Here is a 19,288-nt window from a genome sequence, read left to right on the forward strand (position 1 = left end):
ACTGCCCGCAGGTGCCGGTCGGCCCGTGCATTCGTCGGGGGATGCACGGGCCGACCGGCCACTTGTCTTTCCGGCAGTCCCGATGGGCGCTTTGGGCCGTTGCCGTAGCGTGAAGCAGCCCGACGATCCCCGAACCTACGGAACCCACAGACACGATGAGCAGCGAGAAGCCCGTCTCCCACTTCCTCGAACTCGCGCGCGGCATGGTGCCGCCGATGCACCCGGCGGGGCGCCCGTTCGTCGCCGGTGCGGCGATCGCGACCCTCCTCGTCCGGCTGCGCTTCAAGCGCCTGGGCGTCGTCCTCGCGCTGGTCACGGCGTGGGTGGCGTGGTTCTTCCGCGAGCCGAAGCGCGTGACGCCGACCCGTCCGAACCTCGCCGTGGCCCCGGCCGACGGCACCGTCTCGCACGTGGTCGACGCCGTCCCGCCCGCCGAGCTCGGCCTCGGTTCGCAGCCGATGACGCGCGTCAGCGTGTTCCTCTCGGTCTTCGACGTGCACGTGCAGCGCGTGCCCGCGGACGGCGAGGTCGTCCAGGTCTCGTACCACCCCGGCAAGTTCCTCTCGGCCGACCTCGACAAGGCCTCCGAGGAGAACGAGCGCAACACCGTGTGGCTGCGCACCGTCGACGGCCACGACCTCGTCGTCGTGCAGATCGCGGGCCTCGTCGCCCGCCGCATCGTGTGCGAGGTCGCCGAGGGCGAGAAGGTCACCGCGGGCCAGACCTACGGCCTGATCCGCTTCGGCTCGCGCGTGGACCTCTACGTGCCGCGCGGCAGCCGCGTCCTGGTCGAGGCCGGCCAGCGCACCATCGGCGGCGAGACCGTTCTCGCCGAACTCCCGGAGGCGTAAGTGGCACCCAGCGGGCCCGGCGTTCGCCTGCTGCCGAACGCGATCACGGTCCTGGCCATGTGCTCGGGCCTGTCCGCGGTGCACTTCGCGAACGTCGGCATGTGGGGCGCGGCCATCGCGTCGATCGCGGCGGCGGCCGTCTTCGACGGCCTGGACGGCCGCATCGCCCGCCTGCTGGACGCGACGTCGAAGATGGGCGCGGAGCTCGACTCGCTGGCCGACGCCATCTCGTTCGGCGTCGCGCCCGCCCTGGCGATCTACCTCTGGAAGTTCGAGGGCAACCGCGCGGGCTGGGTCATCGCACTGATCTTCGCGGTCTGCATGGTGGTCCGCCTCGCCCGCTTCAACACGTTGCTGGAGAAGGAACAACCGCCGTTCGCGAAGGAGTTCTTCGTGGGCGTGCCGGCGCCGGCCGGCGGGTTGTTGCTGCTGCTGCCCCTGATCATCGAGGAGCAGGTCCGCACCGACGGCTGGTGGAACAACTCCTACGTCGTCGCCGCCTGGACCGTCCTCGTCGCGATGCTGCTGGTGTCGCGCATTCCGACGCTGTCGGTGAAGACGGTGAAGGTGCCGCCGCGCGCGGTGGCACCCCTGCTGGTGGCCGTGGGTCTTCTGGCCGCCGCCGTCATCACCTACCCGCTGGTGGCGTTGATCATCGCGATGGTCGTGTACCTCGGACACCTGCCTTACTCGGTGAAGCGGTACATGTGGCTGTCGAAGCATCCGGAGGCGTGGACCGTCACCGGGGCTGACCGCCGGGCCATCAAGCGGGCCCACGGCGTGGCGGCCCGCCGGCTCGGGTTGCGTCAGCCGTTGCGCGGCCGGGTGGCCGGCGCGGCCATGCGGGCCGTTCGCCGGCCTCGGCGTGATGGTTCTTCCGGTGTCGCGGCGGAGACCGTGGAGGTCTCCGGGAACGGCCGCCGCCGTTCGTGGCGGCAGCTGGGCCTGAGGCGCCAGCCGAAGCGCTGACCCAGTTCTGCACGAAGGCCGAGGGCCCGGACACGATGATCGTGTCCGGCCCTATGCGCGCTCAGTCAATCACGACCCTATCGCCACTTGGGATTGCGCTCAGGACGGAACGAACCGAACAACGTCTCGTATTCGCCATCCTCATCAGAGATGGCGTAGTCAGGCTGAGTACTCGCGACAGCGCCATGCAAGCGGTCCACCAGCTCGGACGCGCCCAAAACTTCAAGCGAAAGTGTATCGGAAATCCGCCTCTGCAGAACGGGGAGTTCCGGATTCCTCGCTACGAATTCTTTCATGGAGTACCGCGCGGCAGCGGCCATGACAGCAGCGTCTCCGTCTCCCGAGAACGTAAGACAGTCTTGCCAGCAGGGAAGGCCGACAATAAGCTCCAGAGCTTCTTGCAAACTTCCGGAGATCACTCCCGCCTGGCCTTCAGAACTGACATAGACGACAGCATCACCGAATTCAGCAGGACCGCAAAGAAAGAACGAACCACCCGCCAAATCGCCGGCAATCGGCCGTAGCACCCAGCCCGACGATGTCTCGAGACCGCCGACCTCATCGCCTCTGGAAACGTCGAAGTCAAAGACTTGCGCAAGCATTTCGGCTACCCAGGGTTGCTCACCGAGGACTGCCTTCAGACCGCTAGGCTCCATGACCACAGAGTACCAAGCCCTTCAATCCTTGTTGCAGATCAATCCACGAGGGGTGTCGCGACGGCAGAGAGTCGACCTGGCCACGCCGCACGCCGCGACACCCAATCAATCAGATCTTTCCGATTTGCCGATAGTAATCGAGAAGACCCCGGATTCCCTGGTTGTAGTAGCTCGGATCTCCGTACTGCTTCTCGCCAATTCTTCTCAGGTCAAGAATGTCACGAGCCAGCACCGTCCTGAATGGAAGGTTTGCCTCCGCCTTCTTCGTCGCACGACCTCGCCCCTTGTACGTCCTGGTGAGGGCATGATCCTCCGCCTTCATGACGATCGCGCCGCCTTCAGACCTGCTCGTGTGCCCCAGTGCGGCCTGAGGCATGTGATTCGCCTCCAGCCCGTCACCTACCACACCTGGACTCAGATCGCCGTACGCTCCGGCATCGTTCTCCTTCACGACTTTTCCGCAGTTGTGTGAGAGAACGGAAACGGATCCCGCAAGCACGTGGTACGTGTGGATGTTGCTGATCGTCAGGTTGTGAACGCGCTGTTCGGCGGTCCACTTCCGCGCCTGCACAACTTGCACCCAGGTACCGGATGAAGTCTGCAGCCAGGCGCCTGCGGTCACCTGATCGGCCCGCACCCATTCCTTGAGCTCCGGCAACCAGAACCGGTGCCCGTCGGTCGCGACGATCTTCTCGTCCTGACCCTCGATCGTCAGCTCCACGAGGTTCTTGAAGCCGTCACCGGTGATGGTCCGCACCACGTCCTGAGCCTGGGTCTGACCAGTCTCCGAATCTGTGGCAAGAACCTTGTCACCGAGCTTTATTTCCTCGATCGGTTTCGACGAGCCATCGGCCATCAAAACGCGTGTGCCTGGTTTGAAGCTGTTCACCAGACACGACGCGGCATCGAGGGCTTCGGACGCCACCTCCGCCGCTTCTTCGACCTTCTCCTCGATCCGGCGCAACCTCTTGGCCGCCTCCGCGATCTTGTCGAAGATGCGGTTCGCCTTGATGATCGCCCGAGCGATCCGCTCCCCTGCCTGCAGCAGCTTGAAGGCCTTCGCCGCGGGCACAAGGCTGACGCACGCCAGGATGTCGAAGTTCGTGAAGCAGTTCTTGACGTCGTTGATGCCCGTGAGGTCCATCAACAGGTCGGGGAGTTCCGCGACGATGACGTCCCACCACGAGTGCGAGCTGTTGGCCTCGCGCAGGTACTCCTCGTACTTGTCCTTGCCGCCGGCGGCGTCGTAGCGGGCCTGCTGTGCCGCCGCGGTAGATGCTTGGCCTCGCTGCTGGTTCCTGCCCGCCTTGGGGTACGCCTGCGCGATCCCGGTGTTGTCCGGCGGGTTGCCGACGATGATGTTGCGTTCTTTGTCGATTCCGTAGTTGTGGCCGTCGGTACCGGTGCCGCCCTCCAGGTACATGCCTGACGGGTCGGAGAAGGTGACCGGGTTGTTGTTGCTGTACGAGTAGCCGTTGACCTGCTGCGGGTTCGCGGTGTTCATGATCGGGTCGTCCGACAGGAACCGGCCGGTCGCCGGGTCGTACTCGCGTGCGCCGAGGTGCGTCAGGCCGGAGGCGTCACGTGTGCCGCCCACGAATCCCTTGTCGTTCGGCCAGCCACCGCCGTTGGGTCCGCGGGCCTTGCCGAACGGGTCGAAGTACTGGCGCTGGTAGCTCAGGTCTTCTGCCTTGACCGAGACGGTCGGGGTGCCCTGGTGGTTGCCCACCTGGAAGGTCACCTTGCCGTCGGACGTGCGCATCGCGACGACGTTGCTGCCGTGGGCGTAGTAGCGCTTGCCGCTCACCTGCTGCGTACCGGTGTCGAGGACCAGTTCCATGCCCTCGGGCAGGTAGAGCGTGGTGCGGCCCGGCTCGCGCTTGATCAGGCGGTTGCCGTCCGCGCCGTACAGGTACGACGACTCCTTGCCGGAGGCCTCCACGACCTTCGAGGTGCGGCCTTCGACGTCGTAGGTGACCGTCTGCGTGTTGCCGGCGATCTTGCGGGCGGTGGTGTTGCCGGTCTTGTCGTAGACGAACTCGTCCCGCGCGGTGCCGGACGGGCCCGTCTCGTCGATCGACTGCACGGCGTGCGGCTGCTTGGCCGGGTCGTAGTTGTACTTGCGCTCGACGACGTTGGCACCGGTGATCGTGCGTTCCTTGGTGCGGTTGCCGATCACGTCGTACTCGTACTCGTGGTTGTACGCCGCCGCACCGCCGACAGCCGTGGTCGCGCAGTCACCCGAGAGCGGGGTGAACGCCTTGGTCAGCCTGCGCAGGTTGTCGTAGCGGAAGCACTGGGTGTCCCGCGCCGACGTGTCGTTCGGCTCGTCGGCGATCTTCGTGATGTTGCCGCCGAGGTCGTAGGTGTATTTCTGGTTGGAGATGCGCCAGTCGGTGTCCTTCGAACGGTCCACAATGGCCTGTTCGAGGCGGCGGCTGCCCTGGTCGTAGTAGTTGGTGAGCCACAGCTGGTTGAGGCTGTTGGTCTCGCCGAGGCTCAGGCGCAGGGTCTCGCCGAACTTCGAGTAGACCTGCTCGTTGACGTAGGTGTTCAGGCCACCGGTCGTGATCGGTGCGCCCTGGTCGTTGTAGGTGGTGAACACCCGCTCCTGCGGCAGTCCACCGGCTGCGGGCGTCTGCACGGACTGCGGTGCGCCCGCGACGGGCGTGTAGTCACGGCTGAACTTGTAGGTCCGGCCCAGAGCACCCTCGGTCACCGCGGGGATCACGACCTCGGTGTCGCGGATGCGGCTGAACTCGTCGTACCTGGTGACGCGCTGGACGTAGGCCTGGCCTCCGGCGTAGCGGGTCGCCGAGTCGAGCATTCCCTTCTTCTTGGCGTCGTAGGCCCAGTCGGCGAGCTTGGTGGTGCCGGAGAGCATCTGGGTCTTGCGGCCCAGCTGGTCGTACACGTACGACAACGACCGGCCTTCGTAGTCGGTCGTCTTCACGACCTGGTCGAGGTTGTTGTACTCGACCGTCGTCTCACCGCGGTCGGGGTCGGTCTGCTTCTTCTGCCGGCCGAGCAGGTCGTACTCGTACGACCACTTGTTGCCCGCCGGGTCGGTGACCTGCTCCAACTGGCCCTTGAAGTTGAACTTCGACTTCGTGACGTCGGCGCCGACGCCGTTGTGCTGGATGCGTTCGACCTCACGGCCGTGCGCGTCGCTGACGACGGTGGTCGGGGTCTGGCCTGCCGGAGGCGTCACGTGCACGCGGTCACCGGCGTAGACAGTGGTGGTGTCCCACTGCTTGGTGCCGAACTTGTTGAAGGCGACGCTGACCGGGCGGCCCAGCTTGTCGTACTTCGTGATCTCCTGGTTGGGCACCTCGGCGTCCAGCACGACGAACAACTTGCCGTCCGGCGCCTGGTTGTTGAAGTACGCGGCGGACGTCTTGTGGACCAGCCCGCGGGTGTCGAAGAACGTGTCGGAGATGATCCGGCCGAGCTCTCCCGCCCTCTGTTCCCCGTCCGGCACCTGGGTCTGCCGCAGCCGCATCAGGCCGTCGAAGATCTTGTACGAGACGTTGTACCCCTCGTCGCGCTCGCGCAACGACTTCGCGACCTCCACGACGGTCGCGGTCGACTCGTCGTAGATGTACTCGTACTGCGCGCTCGCGCTCAGATCCCGTGCGCGATGCGGCAACCACGTGTGGGTCAGCCGGCCCAGCGAGTCGTACTTCGCGTCGACCCGCTCGCCGTTCGGCCCGATCTGCGCGACGGGCATCCCCAGCGCCGGATCGTACTCGACGACCGAGGTGTGCCCCTTGGCGTTGGTCGTGGTCACCTTGCGCGTCGGGAAGCCGAACGCCGGCTCCATCACCGACGTCGTGTCGCCGATCGCGGGGTCGGTGGTCTTCTTGACCCTGCCGTACACGTCGTACTCGGTCGTCGTGACGGCCTGGTAGACGCGCGGGGTGGTGCGCTCGCCGTTCCACCGCGACGCTGTGGTGACGAGGCCCTTGGTCGGGGCCGCACCGGACTGCTGACCGTCGAACGCTGAAATCGTGTCGCTGACGGTGTTGTCGTCGGTCACGGGCGCGCTGCACTTGGCGGCGTAGGTGAGGATGCGGCTCGCGTAGGTCCACATCCACGCGGTCTGGTTGGGCGCGTAGGTGGTCGTCGTGCACCGCTCGTCGCCGGTGACGTCGACATCGCCCTCGTCCTCGACCTTGAGGGCCTGGCCGTGGGCGTCGTCGAACGTCGTGGTCGCCCGCTTGGTCCGCCAGCCGTTGCCGACCGCCGTCTTGGTCGTCACCGACTTCGTCTGGAGCAGGTACGCCTTGTCGTCACCGCGCTCGGCGGTGACGGGCGAGATCCAGGGTTCGCTCGTGGTCTTCGAGTGGACCGCGTTCCCGTTGTACGACAACGTCTTCCACTCGGCGCCCTTGAGCCGCTCGACGTCCTCGATCCGGTCGCCGTCGTACTCGACCCACGCGTCGCGCTTGCCGCTCGGCATGGTGTCGCCGTCCATGCCGCGCAGGTAGATCTTCTCGCTGACCAGGCGGTCCGGCTCGGTGGTGTCACCGACGATCGTGCGGACCTTGTTGTAGCCGCGCCATTGCGACCACGTCCGGTACTTCGGGTCACCGAAGTCGTTCTCGTCGTAGTGCCACAGGGCGGCGTTGCCGATGCTCTCGTACTCGTAGTAGGTCTTCGTCTGCTCGCTGAGCTGACGGACCCGGTCGTCCACGACAACCGAGCGCACCACGTACTTGTGGAACCAGTGCAGCTGCGGCTCCAGCGCACCTTCCGGCGTCCAGTACGACGGGAAGCAGCGCATCGTGTTCTCGTGGGCGTTCGCCAGGGTCGGCATTCGCTGACCCGGCACGCAGTCCGCGCCGGAGTAGTCGACCTCGGTGATGCCGCCGGCCTCGTGCTGCACGCGCTTGATCCGGCCACGCAGCAACGGCGGGTACACGTCGCTGTCGCCGTCCACCCGGTTCGCCAGCGTGATGCGCTCGAACTTCGTCGAAGGCAACGACTTCGGCTGTCCCTCGACGGCGAGGCCGGTGTGCTTGACGCCGTCGAGCCACAGCGCGGGGTCGAGGCCGTCCTGTGACGGCGGGAACGACTGCTCCAGCTCCCACTGGTCGACCGGACGCCACTCGGCGGCGACGTTCTCCTTGCGCACCTGGGTGCTGATCTTCGACAGCCTCAGCCTGGTGAAGAACGTCGGCGAGTACTGGTTCTCACACCGGGCGCCCGGCGCGCAGATCTGGTCGAACGGCACGTCCGGCCACTGCTTCGCGTTCTCCTTGGTCAGCTTGCCGGGAGCGCAGTCGAAACCGGAGGTCGGAACGCACCGCTCCGAGTGGTGGAACAGCACCTGGCCCGGCGCCGGCGCGTTCTCGTCGGTGTTGTGCAGGCCGTAGTCGATGCGCACCAGCTGACCGGCGCGGTCGTATTCGACGCCGTCGCCGGCGTCCAGGTTGCGGCCGTACCGGTTCTTCTCGACCTGGTAGTAGAACCGGGTGACGTTGCCCTTCGGGTCCACCACGTAGTCGACGTTCCACCGCCACGCCTGACGGCACGACAGGTCCTTGAACTGCTTGCCCGCCTGCCAGCACTGGTCACCGTCGTGGTTGCCGAACACCGGCACCGTCCACGTCGACTCCGCCTCGCGCGAACCCAGGAAGTACTGGGTACCGTTCGGCGTCGTCACCTTCCAGTACTCGCCGTCGTTGTCACCGTTCGCGAGCGGGGTCTGCCGGTGCAGGCGCTCGATCTTCGACCCGTCGTCGTTCTTCGCCCGCCACGTGTCGGTGTCGCCGATCTTGACGAGCTCCGACGAGATGCCCGCGAGCTGGATCGTGGCGTTGTCGGTCACCCAGCAGAGGTCGGCGGTCTTCTTCTGACCGATCGCCGCGTTCAGGTCCTCGCCGCAGCTCTTGTAGCGGCGCTCGATGAACCCGCCCGCGCTGAGGTCCCAGCCGTCGCCCGACGTAGAGGCCTGGTTGTTCGTCGCACTGGTGCGGCCGTCCACACCACCCGACGAGTAGCCCAGACCCACGCTCGGCGCGGCACCCCCGACCGAACCCGGCAGCTTGATCGGGTAGTTGAAGGTGAAGTCACCGCTAGAGCCACCCGCGGACCAGCTGCCCGCCGGCGACAACGACGTCGCCTGGAACGAACCACCAGCACCACCCGCGGCGGGCTCGGCCGCCAGCACCATCGCGCCAGAGGAAGGAGCGACGTTGGCGGCGGTCAGCTTCTTGTTCTTGATGTCGTTGCGGGACTCGACGGGGGTGCGCTTCTTGCACTCCGCCTTGTCCGGTGTGGACAGTGCACACTCCGGCAGTTGCACGAGCCGCAGGCGCGAGCCGTAGTCACCGCCGTAAGCGTGCTCGAAGCCCGAGTAGTCGACCTGGACCGACGTCTTGCCGGGAGACTTGCCGGCCTTGTCGGAGACCTTGAGCACGACACCGGCCACGCCGACCTTCGCCGAGACGTCCTGGTTGAAGGTCTCGACCTGGACGGGAGCCGCGTCCGGCTTGCTCACCTCGACCGGCGACGCGCCTGCCTTGCGGAAGCCGCCTTCCGCCGCGACCTCTGACTTGTTCGCCGCAGGCCAGCTCACCTTCTGGGTGGGCTGGTTGTTCGCCGCGATCGGAGTATCCGTCCGGATCGTCGCGGGCGTGCCCGGAATACTCTTCTCGTTCTGGAGTTTGGGTTTCTTCGCGTCTCTGTCCTCGGGCTGGGCGATCGACGGCGTCGGAGAGATGACGCCCGCGATCATGACCGAACCCAGCGATACGGCCAGGACGCGTGACCACCACTTGTGGTTACGCATAGGATTCCTCTGTTAGAAGTAGCGGTGCCCGATCAACTGCGAACTGCCTGCGCCCTGATGTCGTTGTCCGGCAACACACCCGCGTAGACACGCGTGTCGTCGATGCCGCCCTTCCAGAAGCCACCCGCAGCGGTGGCCGGGGAGAGCCTGCCGAACTCCACGGTGGAGTCGGTCGAGGACGTGCCACCGGTGAACGGAGCACGGGTGATGTAGATGCCGTTGAGGTAGAAGCGCATCTCGGACGTCGTCGTGTCGTGCACGGCCGTGAGGTAGACCCACTCGTACATCTCCGCGCGATAGGCGGTGGCCACGGTGGTGCCGCCCATCACGAACTCCCACTTCTTCGACGCACCGCCGTAGCGGATGTCGAGCTGGGAGTTGCCACCGTTGACCAGACTCACGATCGTCCTGGGCTTGTCCTCGTGCGCGTCCAGGTCGAGCCGCGCCCACGTCGAGATCGTGAACGACCGATCGGTGCGGATCCCCGGCGCGGGAGCCGACGCGTACGCGGACAGGTCCTGCGGGTTGCCGTCGACGTCCGGGCCGTTGAGCAGCAACGACGTGTCGGTGCCGTCCGCTTCCCAGGTGGTCTTCCCGCTGAGCGTCGCGTTCCGGCCGGTGACCTCGTCCTTCGTCGTCGTGCCCGTGCCCTCGGAGATCTGGTAGTGAGCACGGATGCCCGCCTGTTGCGCGAGCGTCCTGACCTCGGACTCGTTCAGCGTGCGCCCGTAGACCTTCAGCTCGTCGACCGAACCGGCGAAGCTGCCGATGTCCTGGCCGTTCCACCGGTGCCGGCCCACCAGCACCTGCGTCGCCTGCCAGCTCTCCAGCCCGGCGAACTCTCCCTGCTTCTTGCCGTCGACGTAGAACACGAACGTCTTGTTCGTGGCCTCGTAGGTACCGGCGAGATGCGTCCAGACACCCTGCTGCGCCTCGGCTGTGGAGTGCACCAGCTTGGCGTCGGCCTTGTTCGTCCTGGGCGTCATGCCGAACGCCCAGCGGTTGTTGTTCGTGTCGTAGAACAGGCTGGAACTGAGCGAAGTGGCGTCCACGGTGGAGAACACGATGCGGCCGCCGCCACCGGCGGTCATCTTCGCCCACGCGGAGAGCGTGAAGTTCTTCGACGTGTCGACCACCGCGTTGCCGCTGAGGAAGTCCTGCGTCCCGTTCAGCGTCACGGCCTTGCCCGCCTGGCCGGTCGCGGCAAGGTCCGGGCTTCCGTTCGCCGTCAACGCGTTGCCGCCGTTGGAATCGGTCAAACCGCCGTCCAACGCCCAGTGCGCCGCAGGAGGCCCGCCAGGCAACACCAGGAAGTTGTAGGTCGTCGTCTCCTTGGAGTGATTGCCCGCGCGGTCCACCGTCTTCACGTACAACGTCTCGGTCGTGCCGCTGGACGGCGTCCACCGAATGGTCGCCTTGCCGTCCGCACCCACAGCCTGCTCCTTGCCCAAGCCGTCAGCACCGTCCGACGTGAACGAGTAGATGAACTTCGCCACGTCACCACTCAACGACTTCTGCGAATCCAACTCGAACGTGCCCGTCACACCCACACCACCACCAGGCGCGTTCTCCGGGTACTCCACCGACTTCACCAGCGGCTTCTCGGGCGCCACCGTGTCGACCACGAAGTGGCACGGCTGCGGCAGCTTCGCCGCGGGAGTCTCCAGCTCTCCGTCACCGGTGTTCACGGACCACTGGTAGAGGCCGTCCTCGGTGATCGTGCCCGGCTGCACCTGGGCTTCCGAGTACGACCCGGACGGGGTGCCCTCGTTCTGGTAGCCCTGGATCTCGGCCGGCCAGCCGTTGGTGACCTTGAAGAGCCGGAAGTACGACCACAGCAGGCCGCCGTTCGGGTCCTGCAGCTTGGCCCGCATGCGGGGCGTCCTCGTCGGGACGTAGGTCAGGTTGGCCGGACCGCCCTCGTTGCACGGTTTCAGGCCGCGCTCGATGCTGCGGTCGACTGGCGGGAGCGGGTACGAGTTGTACGTGATCCGCAGCACCGGGTTGAGGTCGAACCGGCGCCACGCCTTGTCGTTCGCGGCGCCGTTGTCCGTCGCGAGGCCGACGGTCATGCTCTCGTAGCCGTTCTGCGACTGGAACCTGGCCAGGCCGAGCACGTCGAACTCGGTCTGCCCGTCGGACGGGCAGAAGGTGCCGTTGTTCGTCCTGTTGATCGACGACTGCCTGCCGTACCACTGCGGGCCGGCTCCGTAGCTGGTGCTGGGACCGATCGGGCCGGTGTGCCACAGGCCGGTCGCCTCAGCCGCGGTGCAGTTCGAGGAGTGGATCACCTTCATCGCGAGCTTCGCCGAGTGGATGTACGTGCCGACCACCGGCTTCATGTCCATCTCGAGATACGTGAGCGAGTAGCCCGTGCTGCTGTGCCACCCCGCCTTGAGGTCGCCCAGCTCGCCGTCGGTGCGGTCGTAGTTGCGGGCGTCCCGGAAGAGCTCCTGGGCGACGGCGTGGTGGTTCTTGAGGCCTGCCCAGTTGTAACTCGGGTCGATCGACACCGGGAACCTCGTCTCCGGCGAGGCGAGGAACGCCTGGTCCGGGATGACGGAGAGGGTGGTGTCGGTGAGCTCGACGCCCATCTTCGCCGGGCGACCGGTCGCGTCCCACATCTGCGACGCGTCACCGGTGAAGCGGAGGTTTCCCTTGGCGTCCTTGACCTCCAGCAACCCGTCCTGCTGGGTGAGCTTGCCGCCGGTGACGTGCGAGCCGTAGGTGACCTTGCGCAGCTTGTCGGACTTCGCCGCATCGGCGTTCTTGACCACCAGCAGCTGGCTGAAGCCGCCCGCGGTGGCCTCGACGGTCAGGTCGATGCCCGGCCAGACCTCCGAGTACGTCGTCTTCGCGCCGTCCACCTTCGGTTCCGGCAACGACTCCAGCCAGGTCAGGCCGACCTCGACGCCGTCCTTGGAGACCGATGCGAGCGGCTTGCCCCTGCCCTTGCCGGACACCTTCAGGTCGACCGCCGCCGCCTCCGGGCGGATCAGACCGTCCGCGCCCTTGCGCACCTTGGTGTTCACGGGAACCCACTTGTTCCCCTGCTTCACCCGCTCCGGCTTGAGGGACTGGGTGAAGACCAGCTTGCCGTCCGGCTCGACGACGGTCTCCGAGACCTCGGTCGTCAGGGCCGAGACCTTCACCGGTTTCTTGTACTTCTTCGCCGCCGCCTTGGCGGCCGTCTCGCTCGGCAGCTCCAGCGGAGCCGCCATCGCCTGTGCGTCCGGCACGAGCAGGCCGGCCGAAACGGCCAGCACCAGAGTGAAGGCGCGCGTTCTGAACGCACGCCCCTGTTTGTGGCGCATCAAGTCTTGCCCCCAGGATTTGACGCCGGGAGCTGAGCCCGGCTTCTCACATCACCACGACCTGTGGTGAAGACATCTGGCTGGGGGTGCGGGCACCGGAGACGGCGCCCACACCCCAGGTCAGCTGCGCACCGCCTGCGCCTTGATCTCGTTGTCCGGCAACACACCCGCGTAGACACGCGTGTCGTCGATGCCGCCCTTCCAGAAGCCACCCGCAGCGGTGGCCGGGGAGAGCCTGCCGAACTCCACGGTGGAGTCGGTCGACGACGTGCCACCGGTGAACGGCGCCCGCGTGATGTAGATGCCGTTGAGGTAGAAGCGCATCTCCGACGTCGTCATGTCGTGCACAGCCGTCAGGTAGACCCACTCGTACATCTCCGAGCGGTACGCGGTCGCGACGGTGGTGCCACCCATCACGAACTCCCACTTCTTCGACGCACCGCCGTAACGGATGTCGAACTGGGAGGTCCCGCCGTTCACCAGGCTGAAGATCGAACGCGGCTTGTCCTCGTGCGCGTCCAGGTCCAGGCGCGCCCACGTCGACACCGTGAACGACCGGTCGGTGCGGATCCCCGGCGCGGGAGCCGACGCGTAGGCGGCGAGGTCCTGTGCGTTGCCGTCCTCGTCCGGGCCGTTGAGCAGCAACGACGTGTCGGTGCCGTCCGTCTCCCAGGTGGTCTTGCCGTTCAACGTGGCGGTGCGGCCGGTGATCTCGTCCTTCGTCGTCGTGCCCGTGCCCTCGGAGATCTGGTAGTGGGCCCGGATGCCCGCCTGCTGGGCGAGCGACTGGACCTCGGACTCGTTCACCGTCCGGCCGTAGACCTTCAGCTCGTCGACCGAACCGGTGAGGCCCGCGGTGCCCTGGCCACCCCACTGGTGCCGGCCCACCAGCAGCTGCGACGCCTGCCAGCTCTCCAGCCCGTCCGCCTCCGCCTGCTTCTTGCCGTCGACGTACAGCACGAACTTCTTCGTCGCCGAGTCGTAGGTGCCCGCGAGGTGCGTCCACACCCCAGCCGACGCCTCGCTCTGACCCCGCAAGACCCTGAGGTCACCGTGGTTGACGGCCGGCGTCATGCCGAACGTCCAGCGCTTGGTGGGCTGGTCGTAGTACAGGCTGGCACTCAGCGCCGAAGCGTCCGAAGTGGACAACACCGCCTGGCTGGCGCCGGTGTTGGTGAGCTTCGCCCACGCGGAGAGCGTGAAGCCCTTCGAGGTGTCGACTACGGCTCCGCCACTGAGGAAGTCCTGGGTCGTGTTCAACGTGACGGCCTTGCCCACGTGACCCGTCGCGGCGAGGTTCGGACTGCCGTTCGCCGTCAACGCGTTGCCGCCGTTGCTGTCGGTCAACGCGCCGTCCAACGCCCAGTGCGCGGCGGGCGGGCCACCCGGCAGCACCAGGAAGTTGTAGGTCGTCAGCTTGGACTGGTTGCCGGCGCGGTCCACCGTCTTCACGTACAACGTCTCGGGCTTACCGCTGGACGGCGTCCACCGGATCGTCGCCTTGCCGTCCGCACCCACAGCCTGCTCCTTGCCCAGACCATCAGCACCGTCCGACGTGAACGAGTAGATGAACTTCGCCACGTCACCACTCAACGACTTCTGCGAGTCCAACTCGAACGTGCCCGTCACACCCACACCACCGCCAGGCGCGTTCTCCGGGTACTCCACCGACCTCACCAGCGGCTTCTCGGGCTCCACCGTGTCGACGACGAACTCGCAGTTCTCGGTGAAACCGGACTCCAGCTCGCCGTCGCCCGTGTTGAGCGCCCAGTAGTAGGTCCCGTCCTCGGTGATCACACCGTCGGGTACCTGCTTCTCGACGTACGAACCTGACGGCGTGTCCCACACGAAGTAGTCACCGATGGAGGTGCCGTTCCCGACCGGTCCCTTGCGCAGCGGGAAGTGCGCCACGAGCAGGCCACCGTCCGGGTCGGCGAGCTGGCCGCGCATCCGCGGCGTCCGCGTCGGCACGTACGCCTTGTTCGCGCCCACCCCGCACGGGCGCAGGCCGCGTTCGAGGCTCAGGTCGCGTGCCTTGAGCGGGTACGAGTTGTAGGTGACCCGCAGCACCGGGTTGAGGTCGAAGCGGCGCCACCCCTTGTCGGTGGCGTTGGCCCCGTTGTCGTTCGCGAGCACGAAGGTCAGGTTGTGGTACCAGTTCTCGGCCGTGAACTTCATGGCGCCGATGACGTCGAACTCGGTCTGCCCGTCGGACGGGCAGAAGGTGCCGTTGTTCGTCCTGTTGGTCGACGACTGCTTCCCGAACCACGCCGGCTCGGACCACCAGTGGGTGTCGCGGTTGATCGCCCCGGTGTGCCACAGGCCGGTCGGCTCGGCCGCCGTGCAGTTCGAGGAGTGGATCACCTTCATCGCGAGCTTCGCCGAGTGGATCTTCTTGCCCACCATCGGGCTGGTGTTCATCTCGACGTAGCTGTGGGAGAACCCGGTGCTGCTGTGCCACCCCGCCTTCAGGTCGCCCAGGTCACCGTCGGTGCGGTCGTAGTTGCGGGCGTCCGGGAAGGACTGCTGCGTCACCAGGTGGTGGTTCTTGAACCCGGCCCAGTCGTAGCTGGGGTCGATCGACACCGGGAACTTCGTGTCGGGTGAGGCGAGAAACGCCTGGTCGGGCACCACGGACAGGGTGGTGTCGGTGAGCTCGACGCCCATCCGCGCCGGACGGCCGGTCGCGTCCCACATCCGCGACGCGTCACCGGTGAACCGCACGGTGCCCTTGCCGTCCTTCACCTCCAGCAGGCCGTCGCGCTCGGTCAGCGTGCCGCCCTGGACGTGCGAGCCGTAGGTGATCTTGCGCAGCTTGTCGGACTTCGCCGCGTCGGCGTTCTTCACCACCAGCAGCTGGGTGAACCCGGTCGCGGTCGCCTCGACGGTCAGGTCGATGCCCGGCCAGACCTCCGAGTACGTCGTCTTCGCACCGTCCACCCTGGGCTCGGGCAGTGCGTCCAACCAGGTCAGACCAACCTCGACGCCGTCCTTGGAGACCGATGCGAGCGGCTTGCCCCTGCCCTTGCCGGACACCTTCAGGTCGACCGCCGCGGCCTCCGGGCGGAACTGACCGTCCGCGCCCTTGCGCAGCTTCGTGCTCACGGGAACCCACTTGTTCCCCTGCTTCACCCGCTCCGGCTTCAGGGACTGGACCAGCTCCATCCGGCCGTCAGGCTGCGCGACGGTCTCTGACGCCTCGGTCGTGAGGCCCGCGACCTTCACCGGCTTGTCGTACTTCTCGGCCGCCGCCATCGCGGACACCTCGTCGGGCAGCTCCGCGGGAGCGGGCGCCGCGAGAGCGTCAGGAGTGACCAGACCGGCCGAGACGGCCAGCACGAGGGCGAATGCGCGCACGCCGAAGACGCGCGCCTGTCTGTGGCGCATGATGTTCGTGATCCCCCAGGACCTTGTGCATCGCGTCGCCGCGACGGCCGAACCCCCAGGCTTGGCGACTACACGGTGCCTTTACACAGGCCTTAACTGGAAGACTCCAGTTGGCCTAATCACACTTCCTTCCCGCGTTTGCTTCCGAAGGGTGTTCGCCCTGCTCCGGAACGTGCTGCGGACCGTCCCGGAGGAACTAGAGTCGTCCGGGTGATCACGCTGACGGCTCGCCTGTCCCCGTCCGCTCTCGACACCCGGCGCGGCGTCGTCCGCCTGCACCCCGAGGTGCTCGACGCCCTGGGGCTGCGCGCCTGGGACGCCGTGAAGCTCACCGGTGCCCGTGTGAGCGCGGCGCTGGCCGCGTCGGGCGAGCAGCCGCCGGGTGTGGTGCTGGTGGACGACGTGACGCTCACGAACCTCGGTGTAGTCGAGGGGTCGGAGATCGTCGTGGCGCCGGTTCAGGTGACGGCCGCGCGGTCGATCACCGTGGCCGGGTCGCGGCTCGCGAGCACGGCGTTGACTCCCGAGCACGTGCGGATGGCGTTGACCGGCAAGGTGCTGACGGTGGGCGACAACGTTTCGTTGCTGCCGCAGGACCTTGCGCCGCCGCCTGGTGCGAACGTGTCGGAGACGCGGCGCAGGCTGTCCAACGCCATCGGGATGACGTGGACCAACGAGCTGATCACCATCACCTCCACCGATCCGGCCGGGCCGGTGGCCGTGCAGCCGTCGAGCGTGGTGGGGTGGCGGTCGGCTTCCGCGCCCGCTGCCGAGGTGACTCCTGTTGTGGTGCAGGAGAAGCACGAGGCGTTGCCGGTGACGGACCTGGTCGGGCAGCGGGAGCAGGCCCGGCGGTTGACCGAGTGGCTCGAGTTGATGTTCCGGCAGCCGGAGCTGCTCACGAAGCTGGGGGCTTCGGCACGGCTGGCCGCGATGGTCAGCGGACCGGAAGGCGTGGGCAAGGCGACGCTGGTGCGGGCGGTGGCCAAGTCCGTGGACGCCGTGGTCGTCGAGCTCGCGGCGCCCAGCATCGCGGTGCTGGAGCCCGGTGCGATGGCCAAGCAGCTCGGGGACTCGATCGCGAGCGTTCCCGAGAAGCCAACGGTGTTGTTGCTGACGGACATCGACTCGTTGCTGCCCACGGCGCCGCCGCCGGTGGCGACGGTCGTGCTGGACATCCTGCGGACGGCCATCTCCCGGCCCAACCTGGCGTTGGTGGTCACGTCGGCGCGGGCCGAGTCGGTGGACGCGCGGTTGCGGGCGCCTGATCTGGTGGACCGCGAGCTGACGCTGCCGCTGCCCGACACGGCTGGTCGCACCGAGTTGTTGCGCGTGCTGCTGCGGGACGTGCCGCTGGAGTCCGATGTGGACTTCGGCGAGGTGGCGGCTCGCACTCCCGGTTTCGTGGCGGCGGACCTTTGCGCGTTGCGGCGGGAGGCTGCGGTGCGGGCCGCGCTGCGCCAGCGGGACGTGACGGAACCCCGGGTGGGCCAGGAGGATCTGCTGGCGGCGCTCGGCACGGTCCGGCCGATCTCCATGTCGGCGTCGGACACCGTCCAAACCGGAGGGTTGACGCTGGAGGACGTCGGTGACATGACCGAGGTCAAGCAGGCGCTGACCGAGGCCGCGCTCTGGCCGCTCCGGTATCCGGACTCCTTCGCGCGGCTCGGGGTTGAGCCTCCGCGCGGTCTCCTCCTCTACGGGCCGCCCGGATGCGGCAAGACGTTCCTCGTGCGGGCGCTGGCCGGGTCGGGGCAGCTGAACGTGCTGACGGTCAAGGGCGCCGAGCTGATGGACAAGTTCGTCGGCGAGTCGGAGCGGGCGGTGCGGGAGCTGTTCCGGCGGGCCGCGGACGCCGCGCCCGCGCTGGTGTTCCTGGACGAGGTGGACGCGCTGGCACCGCGCCGCGGCCAGTCGTCGGACTCCGGCGTGGCCGACCGCGTCGTGGCCGCGCTGCTCACCGAGCTGGACGGCGTGGAGCCGTTGCGGGACGTCGTGGTGATCGGCGCGACCAACCGGCCCGAGCTGATCGACCCCGCGTTGCTGCGGCCCGGCCGGCTGGAGCGGATCATCTACGTGCCGCCGCCCGACGCCGAGGCGCGCACGGAGATCCTGAAGGCCTCGTCGCGCAACACGCCGCTGGCCGGGGACGTCGACCTCGCGGCGCTGGCGGGCGAGCTGGACATGTACTCGGCGGCGGACTGCGCTGCGCTCATCCGCGAGGCGGCGCTGACGGCCATGCGGGAGTCGCTGGACGCGGCCGAGGTGACGCAGGCGCACCTGGCGAAGGCGCGGGTCGTGGTGCGGCCGTCGCTGGACCCGGTGCAGCTGGCCGGGCTGGCGGCCTACGCGGCGAACCGCTGAGCGTGGGGGGCGGCGCCGCCGCCCCCCACCAGCCACTACTTGCTCTTGGGCGGGCCCTGGTAGTCGTTCGTGACGATCAGGATGATCCCGGCCGCCGCCGACTGGATGCCGTCGAACCGGGGCTCCACGCGCGCCCGCAGCGTGGCGGCGAGCTCCTTCGCGGAGGCCTCCTCCTCGGTGCCGGGGCGGTAGTAGACCGTGGTCGTCGGGATCGTGCCGGACGAGTAGTTGCCGGTCTCCGCGACCGTCCAGCCGTTGGAGCGGACCTCGTCGGACGCCTTCGAGGCCAGGCCGGTGATCGTCGAGTTGTTGTAGACCCGGACCGGGGCCTTGGTCGCGCCCGGCTGGGTGACCGGCGGGGGCGGTGTCACGGCGGACGACGCCGGCGCGGTCGGTGAGGCCGTCGTCGTCGCGGGCGGCGCGGACGACGGTGTGGAGGCGGGCGGTTGCTCGGAGGCGGCCGTGGTCGTCTGGGCGGGCGGTGCCGTCGACGAGCCCTCGGCGGCCGGCGGTGTGTCGTCGGAGCCCCCGCCGAACAGCGAGATGACGCCGATCACCAGCGCGACGGCTGCTACGCCGAGCAGGGCGAAGCCTGCTGCCTTGGCGGGACGGGACGGGCTTGCGGACTCGGGGGAGGTCATCAGTCCTCGGTGCTCCTGGCGCGTGCGCGAACCCTCTGCCGGCCTGTCCGGACGCCTCGCAACCGCTTGATCAGCATCGGATCGGCGGCCAGGGCGGCTTCGGATTCCACGAGCGCGTTGAGCAGCTGGTAGTAGCGGGTCGCTGACATGTCGAACAGTTCCCTGATGGCCTGTTCCTTGGATCCCGAGTACTTCCACCACTGGCGCTCGAACGCGAGCATGGTGCGTTCGCGGCTGGTCAGGCCGTCAGCGGAGGTGAGCGTCTCGGTGTGATCCATCTGGCTCCCCACGGTCGCCACACCATCTCAGG

9 protein-coding genes are annotated in these 19,288 nt (G+C 67.6%); 3 read left to right on the plus strand and 6 right to left on the minus strand.

All coding sequences use genetic code 11. The features are described from left to right. Nucleotides 1–155 precede the first annotated feature (155 nt). Nucleotides 156–851: a phosphatidylserine decarboxylase gene (locus ACQEU1_RS24210; RefSeq protein WP_089908648.1), complete on the plus strand. Its 696-nt coding sequence runs from the start codon at nucleotides 156–158 to the stop codon at nucleotides 849–851. Further along, nucleotides 852–1,820, plus strand: coding sequence for a CDP-diacylglycerol--serine O-phosphatidyltransferase (gene pssA, locus ACQEU1_RS24215; RefSeq protein WP_433205860.1), 969 nt, complete (start codon nucleotides 852–854; stop codon nucleotides 1,818–1,820). It abuts the gene before it with no gap. 77 nt (nucleotides 1,821–1,897) lie between these two features. Here pssA and ACQEU1_RS24220 read toward each other — a convergent pair whose 3' ends face one another. The 4 genes from ACQEU1_RS24220 to ACQEU1_RS24235 form a co-directional block, all read right to left on the minus strand. Beyond that, nucleotides 1,898–2,476 carry a hypothetical protein gene (locus tag ACQEU1_RS24220; protein WP_433205863.1) on the minus strand — a complete coding sequence of 193 codons (579 nt, stop codon included), beginning with the start codon at nucleotides 2,474–2,476 and terminating at the stop codon, nucleotides 1,898–1,900. A gap of 109 nt (nucleotides 2,477–2,585) precedes the next feature. After that, nucleotides 2,586–9,272, minus strand: coding sequence for an RHS repeat-associated core domain-containing protein (locus tag ACQEU1_RS24225; RefSeq protein ID WP_433205866.1), 6,687 nt, complete (start codon nucleotides 9,270–9,272; stop codon nucleotides 2,586–2,588). A 32-nt stretch (nucleotides 9,273–9,304) separates the two neighbouring features. After that, entirely contained in the window at nucleotides 9,305–12,538 is a 3,234-nt protein-coding gene (locus ACQEU1_RS24230; RefSeq protein ID WP_433205869.1) for a LamG domain-containing protein, read from the minus strand. A 168-nt stretch (nucleotides 12,539–12,706) separates the two neighbouring features. Continuing rightward, nucleotides 12,707–15,973, minus strand: a complete 3,267-nt coding sequence (locus ACQEU1_RS24235) for a LamG-like jellyroll fold domain-containing protein (protein WP_433205872.1) — start codon at nucleotides 15,971–15,973, stop codon at nucleotides 12,707–12,709. Nucleotides 15,974–16,183: 210 nt separating this feature from the next. Between ACQEU1_RS24235 and ACQEU1_RS24240 the strand changes: the two genes are divergently transcribed. Next, a complete protein-coding gene (locus ACQEU1_RS24240; RefSeq protein ID WP_433205875.1) occupies nucleotides 16,184–18,337 on the plus strand; it encodes an AAA family ATPase in 2,154 nt (717 codons plus the stop codon). Nucleotides 18,338–18,372: 35 nt separating this feature from the next. Here ACQEU1_RS24240 and ACQEU1_RS24245 read toward each other — a convergent pair whose 3' ends face one another. After that, nucleotides 18,373–18,978, minus strand: a complete 606-nt coding sequence (locus tag ACQEU1_RS24245; RefSeq protein WP_433205878.1) for a LytR C-terminal domain-containing protein — start codon at nucleotides 18,976–18,978, stop codon at nucleotides 18,373–18,375. Further along, entirely contained in the window at nucleotides 18,978–19,256 is a 279-nt protein-coding gene (locus ACQEU1_RS24250; RefSeq protein ID WP_382442815.1) for a DUF3263 domain-containing protein, read from the minus strand. Before ACQEU1_RS24250 ends, ACQEU1_RS24245 begins: the two co-directional genes overlap by 1 nt. Nucleotides 19,257–19,288 lie beyond the last annotated feature (32 nt).

The organism is Lentzea sp. CA-135723, assembly GCF_050936595.1.
Taxonomy (GTDB): domain Bacteria; phylum Actinomycetota; class Actinomycetes; order Mycobacteriales; family Pseudonocardiaceae; genus Lentzea.